The following is an 18,271-nucleotide window of genomic DNA, read 5'->3' on the forward strand; positions in this document are numbered from 1 at the left end:
GGTAACCTTTTAGTGTTTCGTGCTCCGCATTTGATGCAGCGCCCAGAGTGGAAGCAGCGCTACCATTACCCTAGGCTCCGCATCAAGTGCGGAGCATAACTTTGTTCCATTTTTCAAGATCAAACAAAGCTGTAGGGATCTACATCAACGCCCACCCTGACTGCTCTGGGCCATTCCAGCTTTTCGAGCCATTCGTGCATGATATCCTGCAACTCAACCGAGCGGTGCGCGTGGATCAGCAAACGATGCCGATGACGCCCACGAAGCATAGCAAGCGGAGCAGGCGCTGGGCCATAGACCGCAAAACCCTCAATCTTGGGTGCTGTCTGGCCGATCAGGCGTGCGGCCTCAATCGCTTCTGCATTATCTTCGGAAGATACGATAACAGCGGCGAGTCTTGAAAAGGGAGGCGCAGCGGCGGCGCGGCGGGATTCGGTTTCTGCGTCATAAAACCCATCTCGATCGCCCTTTATCAAAGCCTGAATCACGGCCGCACCCGGCATACGTGTCTGAACATAGACATGACCCGGTTTTTCGGCACGACCAGCGCGGCCCGCTACCTGTGAAATTTGTTGGAAGCTTCGTTCAGCCGCGCGCAGATCGCCACCTTCCAAGCCGATATCGGCATCGACCACTCCCACCAAAGTCAGATTGGGAAAATGATAGCCTTTGGTAACAAGCTGTGTGCCGACGACGATATCAATCGCACCAGCTTCCATCTGCGCAACAAATTCACCGGCCTTTGCCGGCGACCAGATTGTATCGGATGTGACAATGGCAGTGCGCGCCTGTGGAAATAGCATTTTTACTTCGTCGCAAATACGCTCGACGCCCGGACCGCAAGCGACAAGGGAATCTTCATCACTGCATTCCGGGCATTTTTCCGGTTGCGGCATGACGTGACCGCAATGATGACAGGCAAGGCGCTTGGTCAGCCGGTGTTCGACCATCCATGCTGTGCAATTGGGGCAGTTGATCCGGTGGCCGCAGGTCCGGCACAATGTCAGCGGTGCAAACCCCCGGCGGTTGAGGAATAATAGGGATTGTTCCCCCTTACCCAAATTTTCTTCAAGCGCGTTGATTAGTGTCGGTGCCAGCCAAGAGCCGCGTGCCGGAATATCTTGCGTCAGATCAAGCGCTTGGATCTCTGGCAAAGTAGCCGCACCAAAGCGGGCGGGCAATTCTAGCAACTCATAATTGCCCTGTTCAACCTGATGGCGACTTTCAATCGCTGGTGTAGCAGAAGCCAGCACGATCGGAATTTTCTCATATAGTCCGCGCATCACTGCGACATCGCGGGCATGATAGCGCACGCCATCCTCCTGTTTGAAGCTAACTTCATGAGCTTCATCAACGATTATCAGGCCAAGGTTTTTATAGGGCAGGAACAACGCTGACCTTGCCCCGACCACGACTTTCGCATCGCCATCGGCAAGCGCGCGCCAGTTTCTCTTGCGGTCGGATTGTTTTAGCCCGCTATGCCAAGCAACCGGTTCGGTACCAAAGCGCGCTTTGAACCGGTCGAGAAAGGGTTCGGTGAGAGCGATTTCGGGGAGCAGGACCAAGGTTTGTTTGTCTTGACGCAGAGCTTCGGCCACTGCTTCGAAATAAACTTCGGTTTTGCCAGATCCCGTCACCCCATCCAGCAGATAAGGTTGGAAAACCGAGTCCTGAACCGCTTGGATTAGCGTTTCACTGACCGTATTTTGATTGTCGCTCAGATCAACCTTGGCGAAGTCAGGGTCGGGGCGCGCGATGTCTGCAAAAGGAGAGGCCTGGCTGCTGTCCAGCGCGCCCGCTTTTTCCAATCCTCTAATCACTGCGATTGAGACATCGGCCCTAAAAGCCAGCTCACTAACGGTGCCTTGTACATCAGCGAGTTTCTCCAGCGCCTGTTCTCGCTGCGGCGTCATGCGCGCCGGGGCATTGCCGTTCAGCCGATATTCTGTGATCGGGCGATTATCGGCAAAGGCTGCACCGCTCGACAACACCATCCGCAGGACGGAAGCGGGAGAAGCGAAATAATAGCGTGCGGTCCATTCAATCAGCCGTCGCAACGGCGCAGACAGAGGCGGTACATCGCGGAGCTCTAGGAGGGGGCGCAATTTCTTTGCGTCAATTTCATCCACTGGAAAGCTGTCAGCATCCCAAACCACACCTGGCACTTTACGCGGACCGAGCGGAGCCATGACAATCGAACCAGGAAGCACAGTCATGCCTTCTGGCACCCGGTAGTCAAGCGGTCCCAGGGCAGCGTTGAGCAATATCACTCTTACTCTGTTTTTAATGGGTGCATCTATGCGATTCATACCTGCCATATAAGCATGCTTTGGGATTGCGTCACCAACTGCTATGAGAGAGCAGAGGGATTAGGGGATTATAATCATGCAGAATATCGAACGCCGTAAATTTCTGGCCGCGGGTGCCGCTGTGACCATGCTTGCATTACCGGGCTGTGCGAGTCTTCCAGCATTTAGTTTGACCGATGCGATTAGACGCTTGCTTACCTTGTCATCACAAAATGCCTTCGCCCAATTGATACAGCCCAATGGTTTTTTTGACAGTCAGGTTGCTCGCTTGTCTGTGCCAGAGAAACTGGGCGGGACGCGTGTGACCAATATCGCGACAGCGATGCTGCGATCAAAGCCGATCCAGAAACGTCTGCTTAAACAAGTAAATCGCGCGGCGGAGAAAGGGGCGGAGCTGGCTGCACCTGTTATAGCCGACACGATCAGGGGTATGAGCATTGCCGACGCCGCCGCGATTATCAAAGGCAGTAACCGTGCTGCTACAACATTGCTGCAAAACCAACTTGGGACGTCGCTTGCTACCCAGATGTTGCCGGGCGTTAGCAAAGGGTTGAACCTATTTGACAATGAAATCATCAATCTTGTGCTCTCTCAAGTCAGCGATATCAATTTTGCAGACATTAGCGAAGATGTAACAGCAAAGGTCAGCGATGCTATCTATCTTGCAATCGGCGCCGAGGAAGCGAAGATTAGGGCCAATCCACAAGCGACCAATGATCCCGTACTGATCGGAATATTTGGTTTGAGCTGATTGGATTTTGACCACTAATAGCCCCCAAGCTATCCACAGCTTTCTGCACAAGCTAATTTCGTGATCTGTTTCGTCTTTGACCAAAAAAGGTTAGGTCTTGCGTAACTTTAATCATTGCACCCGCTTATAGGAGCACAAGTCCATGAAATTCTTCGTTGATACCGCCGATACCGCTGAAATTGCCGATCTCGCGGCAACGGGAATGGTCGATGGTGTGACCACAAATCCGTCGCTGATCAAGAAATCTGGCCGCGACATTGTGGAAGTCACCAAAGAGATTTGCGGACTGACCGATGGCCCCGTTTCTGCCGAAGTCGTTGCGCTCGATCATGAAACGATGATGAAAGAGGCTGAAGTGCTGCGCAAGATTGCAGACAACGTCTGCATCAAAGTGCCACTGACCATTGACGGCCTGAAAACCTGCAAGGCCCTGACGAGTGATGGCACGATGGTCAATGTGACGCTTTGCTTTTCAGCCAATCAGGCGTTGCTCGCCGCCAAGGCGGGCGCGAGTTTTATCTCTCCCTTTGTTGGTCGACATGACGATAATGGTTTTGACGGTATGAAGCTGATTGATGACATTCGCTTGATCTACGACAATTATGCCTTTGATACAGAGATTCTGGTCGCCTCTATCCGGCACCCGATCCATGTCCTGGAATCAGCACGGATCGGTGCTGATGTCGGTACAATGCCGCCGAATGTCATTCGCGGTTTGTTTAAACATGTCCTGACCGACAAAGGCATTGAAGGATTTTTGGCGGACTGGAAAGATACCGGTCAGCAGATTGGGTAATTGGAATACTGCACCATTCCAGCCTTCGCTGGGATGGTGCTCAAGCTCCTAAAAACCCTTCGGTGCCGCGTCCACTACAGTGAAGCTGCCGCTCTTGATCTCTTGTACTTCCAGCGCGCGTTCTGAGATGCCGTTGCGGCGGAAGCGAAAGACGCCATCTAGGCCAATGAACCCACCGGTATCAGTCAATTGCTTGATCGGGAAGGGCGTGCCTACTTTCCAGTTTTGCGCCACTTTCACAGTGAGCAGAACCGAGTCATATCCCAGACTGGAAAGCCGGAATGGCGCGCGGCCATAGCGGCTGCGATATTTGCCAGCATATTGCCGGTATAGACCATCTGAAACGCTAGCAAACCAAGCTCCACGCATTGATGGGGCACCGGCAAGGCTGCTGCTGGTATTCCACAAATCGGTGCCGAGTATCTTGGCGGTACCACTAGCATTTTTTCGGATGTAGGGCGCAGCCTTTATTGCCATGGAGCCATTGTCAGCGAGCAGCACAGCATCAAATTCACCATTTTGAGACAGCTTCTTGGTAGCGGCCTCAACAGACTTGGAGTCACGGTTGAAATTCTGGATTGATACCACCGTTCCGCCCACGTCTTTAACCGAGCGCAACAAGGACGATGACGCTCGCTGGCCATAAACGCCATTGGGTACCAGCGCTGCAAAGCGGCTCATGCCCTTCGATTTGGCATAGCCTACAACGCGATCAATAGATTGTGATGGAATGTGACCAAGCAGAAATACATTGTTGCCCGCAACACCGGCATCATTGGAAAAGCTCAGGATGGGGACGCCGGCCGGGCGGGCGATATTGGCGGTCGCAACGACATTGTCGCTGAGTAGAGGGCCGATGATCAATTTATTGCCATCAGCAACCGCTTTGCGCGCCGCCGCCCCCGCGCCTTTTGCGGTATCATAATTGGTCATGCGGATATTGCCCGCTTTGGTATCGAGCAGCGCCATGGTGGTCGCGTTGGCAAGGGATTGCCCAACACCCGCATTCTTACCGGACAATGGAACCAGCAATGCGATCCGGTGATGAGTCTTGTCTGATGGCAAACCGCTGGTCACAGGCGGCGGTGTGGGTGTCGGCGTTGGTGCGCGGTCGCCGCCGCGCGGCACAACCGTTTCACAACCAGCCAGAAAAATGATGGAAGCGAGCCCGGCATATTTCAACAGGCCGCGCCGCCCGCTTTGGATGGTGGATAGGTCCGTTGTTTCACTCTGTCCTATACGCGATTTATCTGCCATGGCCTTCATTATGTCTGCTCCCATTGAACATGGCCTGTATATCGTCGCCACACCAATCGGCAACCTCGGAGATTTGTCCCGCCGCGCAGAAGAAATTTTGTCGGCTGCTGACCTTGTTTTGGTAGAGGACTCAAGGGTTACCGGTAAATTGCTGAATCATATAGAAAAAAAGAAGAAAATGGTGGTCTATAATGACCATAAGGGGGAGCGGGAACGGCATGAAATATTAGCCGCAATGGGATGTAAAATTGTCGCACTTGTGAGCGATGCCGGTACACCGCTGATTTCTGATCCAGGTTACAAGCTGGTGCGCGACGCGCAGGCGGCCGGCATTCATGTCACGACCGTTCCCGGACCAAGCGCTGTCATCGCCGCTTTGACCCTGTCTGGATTGCCTAGCGACCGGTTTCTGTTTGAAGGGTTCTTGCCGAGCAAAACGAAAGCGCGCGGGGAAGTTTTGGCAGAATTGAAGCCGGTGAAGGCGACGCTTATTTTTTACGAAAATGGCTCGCGCCTTGGCGCTATGCTCGCAGATGCGCTGAATATTTTGGGCGATCGGGAAGTCGCTGTGATTCGGGAAATCACCAAAAAATTTGAAGAAACAGTAACTGGGAGCCTGATCATGCTCGCCGATCGTTATGCGAGTGAGAAACCAAAGGGCGAGATAGTTGTCGTAATCGGTCCGCCCGGTGCGGCAGAACCCGCTAGCAGTGAAGATATTGAGGCGGCTTTGCGTCTGGCTCTGGAACGCCTGCCGGCAGCCAAGGCTGCAGGCGAAGTTGCCCGCGCTTTCGGTGCTGACCGAAAAATGCTCTATGATCTAGCAAATCGCTGGAAGGCGGAACGTCAAAAATGAATCGCAAGCGGGCCGAGCAACAAGGGCGGCGCGCAGAAAGCATTGCGGCGGGTTGGCTGCGGTTACATGGCTGGAGAATTTTGGCACAGCGCGCACGGACTGTGCGGGGGGAAGTTGATATCATTGCCAAGCGGGCCGGTCTGGTCGCCTTTGTCGAGGTGAAGGCGCGGACGAAAGCAGCGGACTTGGAAACGGCAATCGATCATCATCGGTTAAAACGCGTCGCCGCAGCGGCGGAAATCCTCTATCCGGAATATTGCCAAAATGGCGAAGATGCCCGCATCGATGTGATTTTGGTTGCGCCGCGCTGTCTGCCGACCCATTTAACCAATGTCTGGCATGGATTTTAATCCCGCCAATCCCAATGACTTGAGCTCAATGACGTAAGAAAGTGCCGTTATGACCCTGAAAATTGCCATGCAAATGGATCCCATGGAAACAGTCAATATTGGCGGCGATAGCAGCTTCGCCCTGATGATCGCGGCACAGAAGCGCGGCCACCGGCTGTATCATTATGATGTCAAAGACCTGACCTATCTAGCCGGCCGTCTCACAACACTCGCGCACCCGGTCAAGGTGCAGCAAGTCGAAGGCGATCACTATGAATTTGGCGAGAAGGTTCGACTGGATCTTGGTCGCGATATTGATGTCGTGCTGATGCGGCAAGACCCGCCTTTTGATGTCGGTTATATCACGGCAACCCATTTGCTGGAGCGGATCGAGGATGAGACGCTTGTAGTCAACAATCCGGTATCCGTCCGCAATGCACCGGAGAAAGTCTATGTGCTGGATTACGCCAAATATATGCCGCCCACTTTGGTTTCACGGAATATTGATGAAATTCGCGCTTTTCAGGAGGAACATGGTGGTATTGTCGTGAAGCCACTCCACGGCAATGGCGGCAAAGCTATCTTCTTGATCCCGGAAGACGGCAGCAATTTGAGCGCTTTAATCGAAGTCTTTAACCAGACATGGCCAGAGCCCCATATGATCCAACCCTTTCTTCCCGAAGTGCAGGAAGGCGACAAGCGCATCGTATTGGTCGACGGCGAAGTAGCAGGCGCGATCAACCGCAAGCCCGGCAAAGGCGAGTTCCGTTCCAACCTGGCGCAAGGAGGTTATGCCGAAGCAGCTGGACTGACCGATCGCGAAAAAGAAATCTGCGCGGCAATGGGGCCCGATTTGAAACGGCTTGGTCTGCTCTTTGTCGGCATCGACGTGATCGGCGGCAAATGGCTGACCGAGATCAACGTGACCTCGCCGACAGGAATTGTGGCGATAGATAAGTTTAATGGCACGGACACGTCCGGTATGATTTGGGATGCGATTGAAGGGCGGTTGGGGTGAATTGAGAATGTCCGCTAGATCCCGAAAGCGGACATTAGGTTCTTAATGAGAATCTCTCCTTCAACACATCATCTCTCCCGCTGGTTCTGCAGGCTTTTTCGATATTGAGACGGAGTCACACCGGTGTTTTTCTTAAAGGCATGATTGAACGTCGCTTTTGATCCAAAGCCGCAATCATAAGCGAGGTTAATAAGGGGCAGCTGGTCGCCACTAGCCAGAAGGCATTGCTTGAACGCTTCAATGCGATACCCAGTGATATATTCGTAGAAACTGACTTCTGCCTGAGAGTTGATTACTTCTGACAGCAATCTCTGGTTTATCTGCAAGTGGTTAGCGAGAACCGTCAAGCTCAAATCGCTATCTAGATAGGGTTTGTCCTGAGACATGACCCTTTCAAGTTCTTCAAATAACGAGCTTAATTGCGCCCGATCAGTTTTTTGCTCCGCATTTTTTCTTCGACTTTCGTCAAATCCGGTCGTTAAAATCTGCGTATGCAGATAGCCTTGTGTACCAATCCAATAAGTGCCCAATGACAGAAAAAGAAGGAAAGGATAGTAGTTTGAGATGTCTAGGCTGTCACTGAACTGTAAGACGTCGATCGCCCTTAAACTGAACCATAGAATAAAAAAGAGTGTATAGAGAAATACGGGTTTCTGCAGCCAGCTTAAAGTGCTTTTGTGGATATCTGAATGGTTTTCTCTGATCCATTTTGAGTATTTCATCAAAATCCGATTTGTAAGGAATAGATAGAAAAAAACGGATATAATTGCTCCTGCTTGTTCCACCATCCAGATGAAATGGTCGATATTAATGGACTCGGCAAAAAAGTAAAATTCGTGCCGTTGGTAAAATGGGCTGGAATAGTAGATGATTTCCAGCACAACCGGCAAAAAATGAAGCAAATCTAACTTGCCTGGATGGAACTGGGCATTGGTGAGCGTCTTTGTGTAGAGATAGAGCGATGGGCCGAGGCCGTATAACAGTTCCACGGACAGAAACGAGTAACCCAGCGACCTTATGAAACCCATATCATGCAACACCACGCGCAACACAGGCAAGGTGTAGAATAGCAGCATCAACGACAACATGATGTTGCCAGACTTGCGGTTCTTTCCAGACAAAACCAGCAACAAACTGATCATCAATCCGTGCAATGCCCCGATCAGGATGATCAAATTCCAGGCATTCAGATTGAGAGATGAATCCATAAGGAGAGATAGCCGCCGGTTAAGTGATGTAGTTTCATCCTACTTAGCCGGATCGATGTCCATAGCGAAACAATCACAGCAGGATTATTTCGTCTCGCTGCATCCAAACGGACGCCACCGTCTCGCTTCTGGTCTAACCAGCACTCAACTGACCAAACAAAGAGGCTTGTATATGCTATACAGAACATTTCGCTTGCCCGTTATCCTGCCGTTCCTGGTGGTGTCGGGAAGCTGCGCTCTGCACGGTTCAGAAATTCGACCTAACAGCCAATCAGTTTCAGATATAATCGTAGATGAGCCTACTTTGGCGGAAAACGTAACAATCGTCAGGGATGGATTTGGAGTTCCGCATGTTTTCGGACCCACGGACGCCAGTGTTGTTTTCGGTGCCACTTATGCGCGCGCCGAGGATGAATTTCACTACATGGAGCAGGCTTACATAAAGTTGTTGGGGCGCGCTGCATCGGTTAGCGGGTCCGATTGGCTGCAGTGGGACATCTTTCTAAGAAAGCTGGAAATCGAAAGACATTCCAGGCGGGAATATTTGAAAGCGCCACCTGAAATTAAGGCGCTCTGTGATGCTTTTGCAGAGGGCATGAACTATTTTTTGAAGACCCGGCCCGATATCAAACCCAAATTGATCACACATTTTGAGCCGTGGCATGCTTTGGTTGGTTATCGTTTATTTCATGTTTCGGGTATTGACGGGGAAACCCAAAAACAAATTGGGGAGCCCAATATTCTCGCTGCGTTTTCCGGATATCTTGCTTCAACCATGTGGGCGATCGGACCCTCCAAAAGCGCATCGGGACACCCCATGCTGTTTATCAACCCGCATATCCCGCTTGATGCGCCTTATGAAATGTCTCTTCACAGCGACGAAGGTCTGAACGTCTCGGGTCAGTTGGCTTATGGAATCGGGATCTTACCGATTTCTGGACATAATGGAGAAATGGGTTGGTCGATCACCGCAAATGATCCTGACATCAACGATGTCTATGAAGAGAAATTCGTCGATAAGGCGTCAGGCTCATATCAATATGGTAGCCAGATACTGATGACGTCAAAGTGGAGCGAAACAATTACCGTCGCCACTCCGGATGGAAACAAACATCAAGACTATGTTTTTGAAAAATCCCGACACGGTCCGTTGTTTGACGGCCCAGAAGGCAAACACCTCGCGCTAAGAGTGGCGAAGCTGTCCGAAGGAGGCGTGCTGGAGCAGTTTTTTAATATGAGTAAGGCGCGCACTCTGCCTGAGTTCAAACGTGCAATCGCACCTATGAATATCACCTATAATAATTTGATTTATGCTGGGCGGGACGGACATATATTTTACGTCTATGGCGGCGCCATTCCCATACGCAGTGCCCAGTTGGATTGGTCTAAACCTGTTGACGGCAGCAATCCTGAAACAGACTGGCGGGGTTTTTTCTCTCTCGCGGACCTGCCCCAAGTTGAAGACCCGGATTCAGGCTATTTACAAAATTCCAACAGCTCGCCTTTTTTTACAACAGACGGCACCAATCCAACAAAGACTGACTACCCAGCATATATGTTTGGATCTGATCGCGATACAGCGATCGCAAAACGATCCAGACAAATGATTGCGGGGGAAGAAAAAGTCTCGCTGGAACAATTATCGCGATTTGCGTTTGATACGTATTTACCCACCGCTGCTGCTGATATCGGGAAACTAAAGGCGGAATGGACAAAGTTTTCACCCGACGGCAAAAAGGCGGAACCAGAATTGAAGGAGGCGCTGAATACCCTCAATGATTGGGATAAACGGGCAGATGCTGACTCAATTGGCGCTGCGCTCTATGTCACGATGTTCCACATTCGCGGCGATGACTCCACTTATCCGATGATCGGCCGGCTCCGAAAGGCAACTGCGCTTTTGGAAAAATATCACGGCGACTGGCGGATCCCATATGGTCATTTTAACAGGCTGAAAAGATCGGAACATAGCGGCAGAACAAATGAGCCGCTTTCGCATAATGATCTACCGTCGCCAGGTACGCCGTTTTATATGGGCGCGATCATGACGTTCAATACCCAAACCGAAAATGGGTCCAGCAAAAGCTACGGCAATCATGGCCATTCTTATGTAAGCGTAGTGGAATTCGCCCCTAAGGTGAAAGCGCGATCCGTTATGGCCTATGGGCAGAGTAGATATCCGGGATCTGCACATTATTTCGATCAAGCAAGACTGTACGTTAAGCAAAAGCTTAAGCCGGTCTGGTTCGATGAAAAAGATATCAAGAGAACAGCAGTCAAATCATATCGACCGGGAGAAAAACGCTGATAGCTGTGGGGAGTAGTTTCGTTTTTGAGAAGGCTAAGTTCCTAGAAATTACGTCCGCTTTTGCGCCCATAGCGGACAAAGCGTTGAGGCGAATTCAACCAGCTCTCGGATGGGCGTTCTGATACACATCCAGCAAATGGGCCGCGTCCACCGCCGTGTAAACTTGCGTACTGCTCAAGCTTGCATGGCCGAGCAGTTCTTGCAGGCTTCGCAAATCGGCACCGCCGGCGAGCAAGTGGGTGGCGAAGCTGTGGCGCAAGGCGTGCGGTGTTGTTTTGTCTGATATGCCGAGCTTTCTGCGAGCCTGTTGGACTACGCGGCGAATGAGGTTGGGGGATAGTTGCCCGCCTCGCTTGCCGCGGAATATGGCTTCCTCCGGGGTCATCACATGGGGGCAGATATCGATATAATATTCGATGGCTTCGCGCACTTGGGGGAGTAGGGGCACGATCCGGGTCTTTCCGCGCTTGCCGGTCACGCGCAGCGTATCGGACAAGGGCAGGAAATCGCCGGTCAGATCGAGCGCTTCGCTGATCCGCAGGCCTGATCCATAGAGCAGCAACAAGACTGCCCAGTCGCGGGCGCCAACCCAATCGCTGCTCGCGCTTTCGGCAATATCCTCAGCCATTGCGATAATATCATCGGGGGAGGCAGGGCGGGGGACACCACGCGTGACCTTGGGGCCTTTGATCTTTGGTATCTGGTTACCGTCACCGCCGACAAACTTCAGGAATGCACGAATTGCGGATAGCTCGCGCGCCGCGCTGTTATTGGACAACTCGGCTGCGCGGCGAAAAGCGAGATAAGAGCGGATATCCGATTGCTGGAGCGCCTTGATTTGCGGGGCACCTACTGCGCCACCGAGATGCTCTGTTAGAAAAGTGCAAAACCGCTCAGCCGTTGTGATATAGGCGCGCACCGTATGCTGCGAACGACGTCGACCCTCGCGCAAATGGCGCGAAAAGTCCTGAATGAGGGCGTTGGCGGTTTCCATCTGGAGAATCTAGCAGCGCTGATGGATAAAGTCCAAATGCAGATTATTGTGTTCCGCTCATGTTGACCGGTGCAGGCCTGAGCATATCGACTGGACCAAAGTCTGGAACTCAAAGTAACAAGAAATCACAATATGGTCTTTGTGAGTGCCTTCTCTAACACTAATGAAACAAAAACTTCCGAAAATTTTCCGGACGAAATCGCAGATTGTCAAATACTTGCCAATCTCTGGTTATGGATGTTTATTTTTATGTAAAATAATGTAACATAATGAAAAATAATTATGTTACTGCACCAACATGAACAGAGTTACAGAAAATCTATTAATTGCTTTCTTCGGGGGGCTTTTTGTTCTTAGTGTAGTGATGTTTTTCGTCGGGCACGCGACAAAACTTAGTCCAAATTCATGCAATACAAATGCCGAAGCATTGGTAGCTGCGTTGCAGTTTCATAATTCAATATTGCAAGGACGCGATTTTGAGAAGGCTAATCAGGCCTTTCTACAGCGTGAAGGGAAGATCGAAGTTACGCTCGTCTATCGATCGGAGGTGCCCGGCCTACACACAGCAAATTACCATGTGTTTACTGATTGCACCGTCAACTTTGCGTAAATATCTCAACAATAGTGAATTTCATTCTAACGGATTGCCTCACATAGTTGCTGGCGAGTAACCTCACAAACAGATTGCCCGATGCGAGAAGTTTAAGAAAACCCGCCAACTGTTTCTGTACTGGTGTAAGCGGATTGAAGTCGCATCAAGTGCGGAGTACGTCAGCTATGATTTTCGGTAAGATGGCATCGAGTAGGGGCATGCCCCTGGACGTTATGGTTAGTTGATCACCGGTTCTTTCAACAAGTCCGATTTCGGCAAGTTTTGAGACTTCCTGACTGTCAATCATCTCCGCTATAGCCAGCCCGGTTTTCGCTTCTAACGCTGCCAAATCAAGACCTTCGGCCAGCCGCAATCCCATCATCAGCGCCTCCGCCGCTCGCACATCCGGTGACAGCGCCTGTTCGACTTTCAGACCATTACCGTTACGCTGAATCGCCGACAGGAAGTTTTCGGGCTTCTTGTGTCGCTCGGTTGCGCTTTTAAGCCGCCGTCCATGCGCACCAGCACCGATGCCGATATAATCTCCATAGCGCCAATAAGTCAGGTTGTGGCGGCTCTCCTCACCGATGCGGGCATGGTTGCTAATCTCATAGGCTGGCAGGCCAGCCGCGGTCGTCATTTCCTGCGTCAGATCAAATAAGTCCGCACAATGATCATCATCGGCAGGGACAAGCTCCCCAGTCCGTACCAGTGTTTCAAAGCGGGTGCCGGGTTCGATGGTGAGCTGATAGAGTGACATATGGCCAGTGCCAAAACGGAGAGCTTGTGCAAGTTCCGACTGCCAATCATGCAAGGATTGGCCGGGGCGTGCATAAATCAGGTCAAAACTCACGCGGTCGAAATTCTGCTGTGCCGTTGCGAGCGCGGCGAGGCCCTCTTTGACGTCATGGGCGCGACCCAGAAATTGCAGAGTTTTGTCATCAAGCGACTGTAATCCCAAGGAAACCCGGTTAACGCCAGCAGATGCCAGATCTGCAAATTTACTGGCCTCAACCGACGAAGGATTAGCTTCTAATGTGATTTCGCACCCCTCGATCAGGCCCCACAGCTTATCTGCTTCCGCAATCAGGTCCGCGACGAGCCGAGGGGGCATGAGCGACGGGGTGCCGCCGCCGAAAAAAACCGAGCTTATTCTAGGGCTTGGGTTAACTTTATATTCATGTCTGAGATCGAGAAAGAGGGCGCTGCGCCATGTGTCATGATCGACTTGATCACGCACGTGGCTGTTAAAGTCGCAATAGGGACATTTAGCGATGCAGAACGGCCAGTGAATATAGAGTGCAATCTCGTCACGGTCCATCTGCTTCGCTGAAACGGGAGAGGACGGGTTATGAAGCATCAGCGGATCACTAAGCATCGACGCTATTTCGTGCAAGCAGCAATGCTGGCACTTTTGGTTGGTTGTGGCGGCGAAAGTGGAAGTCCTCCGGATGTAACCTTGCCGGGCTCTCCGGCGCCCAGCCCAGCGCCTACTCCGGCTCCGACGCCAGCACCTACGCCGGCCCCAACGCCTGCGCCTACACCAACTCCTGCGCCTACCCCGGCCCCAACACCTACACCCACGCCTACCCCGGCGCCCACCCCAGCGCCAACGCCGACACCGACGCCTACTCCAACGCCGCCTGGCAGCACGATGCTGCAAGTCATGTTGGCAGCGCACAATTCTGCGCGCGCGGAAGTCGGTGTTCCGGCAGTCGAGCTTGATGCCGCGCTTAGCGCCGCAGCACTGGATTATGCGGAGACACTGATTGCCAATGGCCGCTTCGAACATAGCCCGGGCTCCTCGCGGCCCAATCAGGGTGAGAATCTATGGGCGGGAACGGCTGGAGCATTTTCATTCCAGGATATGGTTGATGGCTGGATTAACGAAAAACGCTTTTTTGTCGCGGGTACTTTCCCGGATGTTAGCACTACCGGCCGGTGGCAGGATGTTGGCCACTATACGCAAATCATCTGGCGTGGAACGACCAAGATCGGGTGCGGTATTGCCAGCAACAGCCAACGCGATGTCTTGGTCTGCCGCTACAGTCCGCCGGGCAATTTCATTGGCAGAACCGTCCCCTGATCAATCGGAGGACTTAGTCAAAACAGGCTTTGACGAGCTTGTTAAACGCATCGGCGCGATGACTCATATCGTGCTTCTGCTGGGGGTCAAGTTCGGCAAAAGTTTGTTTAAAACCAATAGGTTGGAACACGGGGTCATAGCCAAAGCCCAGCGTCCCGCGCGGCGGCCAAACTAAAGTGCCTTGCACGGAACCTTCGAATATTTCCGAATGTCCATCAGGCCAAGCAAGGGCCAAAGTGCAAACAAAATGAGCGCTGCGATCAGTCTCCGGCCCCAGTTCGGCCAGCTTCCCTTCCACCTTACCCATCGCCATGTACCAATCGCGACCGGGTCCGCCCTCATAGGTGTCGGCTTCCGCCCAGTCGGCGGTATAGACACCCGGCGCATTGCCCAGCGCGCTAACACAAAGCCCGCTGTCATCGGACAGCGCCACGCAATTGGCGCCCTCTGCACTGGCTCGCGCTTTCAGCAACGCGTTTTCCGCAAAGGTTGTCCCAGTCTCTTCTGGTTCCGGTAAATCCAGCTCTCCCGCCGACACCGGTTCGATACCAAAAGGAGCCAGCAAGGCGCGTATCTCACGCACCTTGCCTTGATTATGACTGGCAATGATCAGCTTGCCGGGCGAGAGTTTGCGGCGTTCGGTCATCAATGCGCTCAGGAAACTGCCTTGTCCTGTGCCTCAAAGATTTGCCCGCAGCCAATTTTGGCCAGTCGCATCAATCGCATCAGGCCTTCGTCATCAAATGTCTCGCCTTCCGCCGTAGCCTGCGCTTCGGCAATATTGCCATCTCCTGTCAAAACAAAATTGGCATCAGCCCCGGCATTGCTATCCTCGTCATAGTCAAGGTCGAGCACCGGATTGCCATTATAGATGCCGCAGCTGATGGCTGCGATTTTCTGTTCAATCGGATCTTCGCTGATCAGCTTTTGATCGAGCAGACCGTTGACCGCCAGTCGCAGCGCTACCCATGCGCCGCTGATCGACGCGGTCCGCGTGCCGCCATCGGCCTGTATAACATCACAATCTACCGTGATCTGACGTTCGCCGAGTTTCTTCATATCGACGACGGCGCGCAGGGATCGACCAATAAGGCGCTGAATTTCCTGTGTCCGGCCCGATTGTTTGCCGCGTGCCGCTTCGCGGGAATTGCGGGTATTGGTGGCGCGGGGCAGCATCGAATATTCGCCTGTAACCCAACCTTCACCCTTGCCGCGGAGCCATGGTGGAATGCGCTCTTCGATACTGGCGGTGCAAATGACTTTGGTATCGCCAAAGCTAATCAGGCAGGAGCCTTCAGCATGTTTGGTAAATCCGGTTTCGATAGAAATAGCGCGCATCTCGTCGAGCGCGCGTCCTGATGGGCGCATGTGATGATTCTCCTGTGGTTTTGAAGGGGTGGGATAGCTAGACTCGCCACAACTGCCAAGCAGAGGATGTTATGTTTTTTAAAATGGGAGCTAGAAGTTCAATATTGGGATTGTTCGTTCTAGCTACAGGTTGCAGCTTCTTCGAGAGTTCCTTTGCCGAGCGAGAAAGAATTTTGAAACGCTTGGCAATCTCAATCTCGATTGAATTTTTCGAACGGCCATCAAGCTTGCCTGCCTGCTCGAAAAAAGCTGTTTTCGAAATCGAACCGGATGGAACAGGTCATGTGCGATGGTTCAATGATGGTATGATCGGAGATCATGGGTGCTCTTTTGACATGGCCAACTCCTTCAAGTCCGAAAAATTCAAGTTATCTAACTTCGAAAATATCTCTGTTCGAAAAAAGCTCGCTGAAATTGATTGGCCCCTAAAACGGGGGGAGAGAAACAACATATGCAGCATGATTACCAATGAAGGCCCGCCGGTGATATTGAAGTTCGGAGATGACTATTCAATACCATTCTACACTATTTATCCAAACTGGGTTGATGATCATCGGCATTTGTCCAAAGAATGCCAGCGAGATGTGCAACGGGAAGTCGATATCATAGAAAACGTGATATCCTACTTGCCAATAACCTATTCTAAAAAACTGAGCTTAAAATAACTACTACTGTGCTCGATTGTTGAGCCGAACCGTTGGATGATCTATCTACCCTTCCATGACAACCACGCCCATTACCGAAATGAACGACCGGACCCGCGATATCTTCCGCGTGGTGGTGGAATCCTATCTGGATAGTGGCGCACCGGTCGGTTCGCGAACCATATCCAAGGCGCCGGGTCTCGAGCTTTCTCCAGCCTCGATCCGCAATGTCATGCAGGATCTGGAAGAACTTGGTCTGCTCGCCGCACCGCATACCAGCGCCGGGCGGATGCCAACCGAATTGGGACTGCGGCTATTTGTTGACGGTATGATGCAGGCAGCAGAGCCTTCGCGAGAGGAGCGCGATGCGATTGAGAGCCAGATTAGCGAGAGCGGTCCGGTCGAAGATGCCTTGCGCGCGACTACTAGCATCTTGTCAGGTCTGTCGTCTTGCGCTGGCCTGGTCATGGTGCCCAAGCGCGAACCGACGCTCAAACAATTTAGTTTTGTAAAATTGTCCGAAGGGCAGGGGCTCGCTATTCTGGTGTCACAGGATGGCGGCGTGGAAAACCGCGTGCTTGATCTGCCCATCGGCATATCGGAATCCGCATTGGTAGAGGCTGGCAATTATCTTACTGCACAATATGGCGGGATAACATTGTCGCAGGCTTTGTCCCGGATAGATCGCGATATTCAGGCCGGCCGGACGGCGATTGACAAAGCGTCGGAAGATCTTGTCCAGCGCGGCCTTGTCACCTGGACTCAGGATCCGGCAGAACGACCTATCCTGATCGTACGCGGGCAGGCCAATCTGCTGGAAGACGGGGCGCTGGACGATCTCGATCGGGTGAGGCAGCTGCTTGACGAGTTGGAGGGTAAACAGGAAATCGCCCGCTTGCTGGATAATGCCCGCGATGCAGAGGCGGCGAAAATATTTATCGGTGCAGAGAATAAATTATTCTCCCTTTCCGGCTCATCTGTGATAGCGGCCCCCTATAAAGACGGCGATGGACAAGTGGTCGGCGTGGTCGGGGTTATTGGTCCCACCCGCTTGAACTATGCCCGCGTCGTACCCATGGTAGATTTCACAGCACAAACGCTGTCCAGATTGTTGAAATGAGTGACGAAATAATGAGTGATAATAAGCCACAAGAAAATGAAGATGCGAAACTGGACGAAGCCGCGGCCGCAGAGCTGGACGGTGTTCCAGAGGCATTGAAAGAAGGCGGTGACCAGGCCTCGGATGAATCTTCGCAAGAAGAGCGCATCGCCGCCCTTGAAAATGAATTGGCCGAAGCCAAACAGCAGGTTCTCTATGCGCAGGCCGAAACGCAGAACGTCCGCCGCCGGTTAGAGAAAGATGCGCAAGACGCCAAAGCCTATGCCGCAACCGGCTTCGCTCGGGATATGTTGAGCGTTTCGGATAATCTGCAACGCGCTCTCGCTGCCATTCCGACCGAGATCAAGAATGAAGAGAAGTGGAAAGGCCTGATTGGCGGTATCGAAGCCACCGGGCGGGAACTGGAAACCGTTTTTGAGAAAAACGGCATCAAACGTGTTGCATCCGTTGGCTTACCGCTGGATCCTAACCAGCATCAGGCAATGGTCGAAGTACCAACCGATGAGCAGGAACCGGGCACCGTCGTGCAAGAAATGCAGGCCGGTTACATGATCAAGGACAGGTTGCTACGACCCGCTTTCGTCGGTGTAGCGAAGAAGCCAGAATAGATATTTTCCGCATATTTTAGAAATTTT

17 protein-coding genes are annotated in these 18,271 nt (G+C 52.2%); 10 read left to right on the forward strand and 7 right to left on the reverse strand.

Features of this window, described 5'->3' with window-relative positions:
- Positions 1–119: 119 nt before the first annotated feature.
- Positions 120–2,318, reverse strand: a complete 2,199-nt coding sequence (locus tag ABJM21_RS04050; RefSeq protein ID WP_348302680.1) for a primosomal protein N' — start codon at positions 2,316–2,318, stop codon at positions 120–122.
- A gap of 67 nt (positions 2,319–2,385) precedes the next feature.
- On the opposite strand from ABJM21_RS04050, the gene ABJM21_RS04055 reads away from it, so the two are divergent.
- Together ABJM21_RS04055 and fsa are read left to right on the forward strand one after the other, a co-directional pair.
- Positions 2,386–3,060 carry a DUF4197 domain-containing protein gene (locus tag ABJM21_RS04055; protein ID WP_348302679.1) on the forward strand — a complete coding sequence of 225 codons (675 nt, stop codon included), beginning with the start codon at positions 2,386–2,388 and terminating at the stop codon, positions 3,058–3,060.
- 142 nt (positions 3,061–3,202) lie between these two features.
- A complete protein-coding gene (fsa, locus tag ABJM21_RS04060) occupies positions 3,203–3,856 on the forward strand; it encodes a fructose-6-phosphate aldolase (RefSeq protein WP_348302678.1) in 654 nt (217 codons plus the stop codon).
- Positions 3,857–3,904: 48 nt separating this feature from the next.
- Here the strand turns inward: fsa and ABJM21_RS04065 are convergent, their stop codons facing one another.
- Positions 3,905–5,122 (reverse strand): penicillin-binding protein activator, encoded by a 1,218-nt coding sequence (locus tag ABJM21_RS04065; protein ID WP_348302677.1) that lies wholly within the window; start codon positions 5,120–5,122, stop codon positions 3,905–3,907.
- A gap of 1 nt (position 5,123) precedes the next feature.
- On the opposite strand from ABJM21_RS04065, the gene rsmI reads away from it, so the two are divergent.
- From rsmI to gshB, 3 genes are read left to right on the forward strand one after another with little or no spacing between them, the layout of a single operon-like run.
- On the forward strand, positions 5,124–5,969 hold the full coding sequence (gene rsmI / locus ABJM21_RS04070) for a 16S rRNA (cytidine(1402)-2'-O)-methyltransferase (protein WP_348302676.1): 846 nt from the start codon (positions 5,124–5,126) through the stop codon (positions 5,967–5,969).
- The gene (locus ABJM21_RS04075) at positions 5,966–6,319 is read left to right on the forward strand and encodes a YraN family protein (RefSeq protein WP_348302675.1); all 354 of its coding nucleotides are present in this window, start codon (positions 5,966–5,968) and stop codon (positions 6,317–6,319) included. The genes rsmI and ABJM21_RS04075 overlap by 4 nt, the downstream gene beginning before the upstream one ends.
- A gap of 49 nt (positions 6,320–6,368) precedes the next feature.
- Positions 6,369–7,316 carry a glutathione synthase gene (gshB, locus tag ABJM21_RS04080; protein WP_348302674.1) on the forward strand — a complete coding sequence of 316 codons (948 nt, stop codon included), beginning with the start codon at positions 6,369–6,371 and terminating at the stop codon, positions 7,314–7,316.
- A 68-nt stretch (positions 7,317–7,384) separates the two neighbouring features.
- Here the strand turns inward: gshB and ABJM21_RS04085 are convergent, their stop codons facing one another.
- On the reverse strand, positions 7,385–8,524 hold the full coding sequence (locus ABJM21_RS04085; protein ID WP_348302673.1) for a helix-turn-helix domain-containing protein: 1,140 nt from the start codon (positions 8,522–8,524) through the stop codon (positions 7,385–7,387).
- Positions 8,525–8,579: 55 nt separating this feature from the next.
- On the opposite strand from ABJM21_RS04085, the gene ABJM21_RS04090 reads away from it, so the two are divergent.
- Positions 8,580–10,832 (forward strand): penicillin acylase family protein, encoded by a 2,253-nt coding sequence (locus ABJM21_RS04090; protein ID WP_348302672.1) that lies wholly within the window; start codon positions 8,580–8,582, stop codon positions 10,830–10,832.
- Between the two features lie 94 nt (positions 10,833–10,926).
- Here the strand turns inward: ABJM21_RS04090 and ABJM21_RS04095 are convergent, their stop codons facing one another.
- The gene (locus ABJM21_RS04095) at positions 10,927–11,826 is read right to left on the reverse strand and encodes a tyrosine recombinase XerC (protein WP_348302671.1); all 900 of its coding nucleotides are present in this window, start codon (positions 11,824–11,826) and stop codon (positions 10,927–10,929) included.
- A gap of 755 nt (positions 11,827–12,581) precedes the next feature.
- Positions 12,582–13,778, reverse strand: a complete 1,197-nt coding sequence (hemW, locus tag ABJM21_RS04100) for a radical SAM family heme chaperone HemW (protein WP_348302670.1) — start codon at positions 13,776–13,778, stop codon at positions 12,582–12,584.
- On the opposite strand from hemW, the gene ABJM21_RS04105 reads away from it, so the two are divergent.
- Positions 13,770–14,504 (forward strand): CAP domain-containing protein, encoded by a 735-nt coding sequence (locus ABJM21_RS04105; RefSeq protein ID WP_348302669.1) that lies wholly within the window; start codon positions 13,770–13,772, stop codon positions 14,502–14,504. The two genes, hemW and ABJM21_RS04105, sit on opposite strands and share 9 nt — an antisense overlap.
- 13 nt (positions 14,505–14,517) lie before the next feature.
- On the opposite strand, the gene rdgB is transcribed toward ABJM21_RS04105, so the two are convergent.
- Positions 14,518–15,150: an RdgB/HAM1 family non-canonical purine NTP pyrophosphatase gene (gene rdgB, locus ABJM21_RS04110; protein WP_348302668.1), complete on the reverse strand. Its 633-nt coding sequence runs from the start codon at positions 15,148–15,150 to the stop codon at positions 14,518–14,520.
- 8 nt (positions 15,151–15,158) lie between these two features.
- A complete protein-coding gene (rph, locus tag ABJM21_RS04115) occupies positions 15,159–15,872 on the reverse strand; it encodes a ribonuclease PH (RefSeq protein ID WP_348302667.1) in 714 nt (237 codons plus the stop codon).
- 71 nt (positions 15,873–15,943) lie between these two features.
- Here rph and ABJM21_RS04120 point away from each other — a divergent pair, with 71 nt between their 5' ends.
- From ABJM21_RS04120 to grpE, 3 genes are read left to right on the forward strand one after another with little or no spacing between them, the layout of a single operon-like run.
- Complete coding sequence (locus tag ABJM21_RS04120; RefSeq protein ID WP_348302666.1) at positions 15,944–16,537, forward strand: hypothetical protein; 594 nt, start codon at positions 15,944–15,946, stop codon at positions 16,535–16,537.
- A 55-nt stretch (positions 16,538–16,592) separates the two neighbouring features.
- Positions 16,593–17,636, forward strand: coding sequence for a heat-inducible transcriptional repressor HrcA (gene hrcA, locus ABJM21_RS04125; protein ID WP_348302665.1), 1,044 nt, complete (start codon positions 16,593–16,595; stop codon positions 17,634–17,636).
- A gap of 11 nt (positions 17,637–17,647) precedes the next feature.
- On the forward strand, positions 17,648–18,244 hold the full coding sequence (gene grpE / locus ABJM21_RS04130; protein WP_348302664.1) for a nucleotide exchange factor GrpE: 597 nt from the start codon (positions 17,648–17,650) through the stop codon (positions 18,242–18,244).
- The last annotated feature ends 27 nt before the right edge of the window (positions 18,245–18,271 follow it).

Origin of the sequence: Parasphingorhabdus sp. (assembly GCF_039977335.1) — a bacterium.
Classification (GTDB): domain Bacteria; phylum Pseudomonadota; class Alphaproteobacteria; order Sphingomonadales; family Sphingomonadaceae; genus Parasphingorhabdus.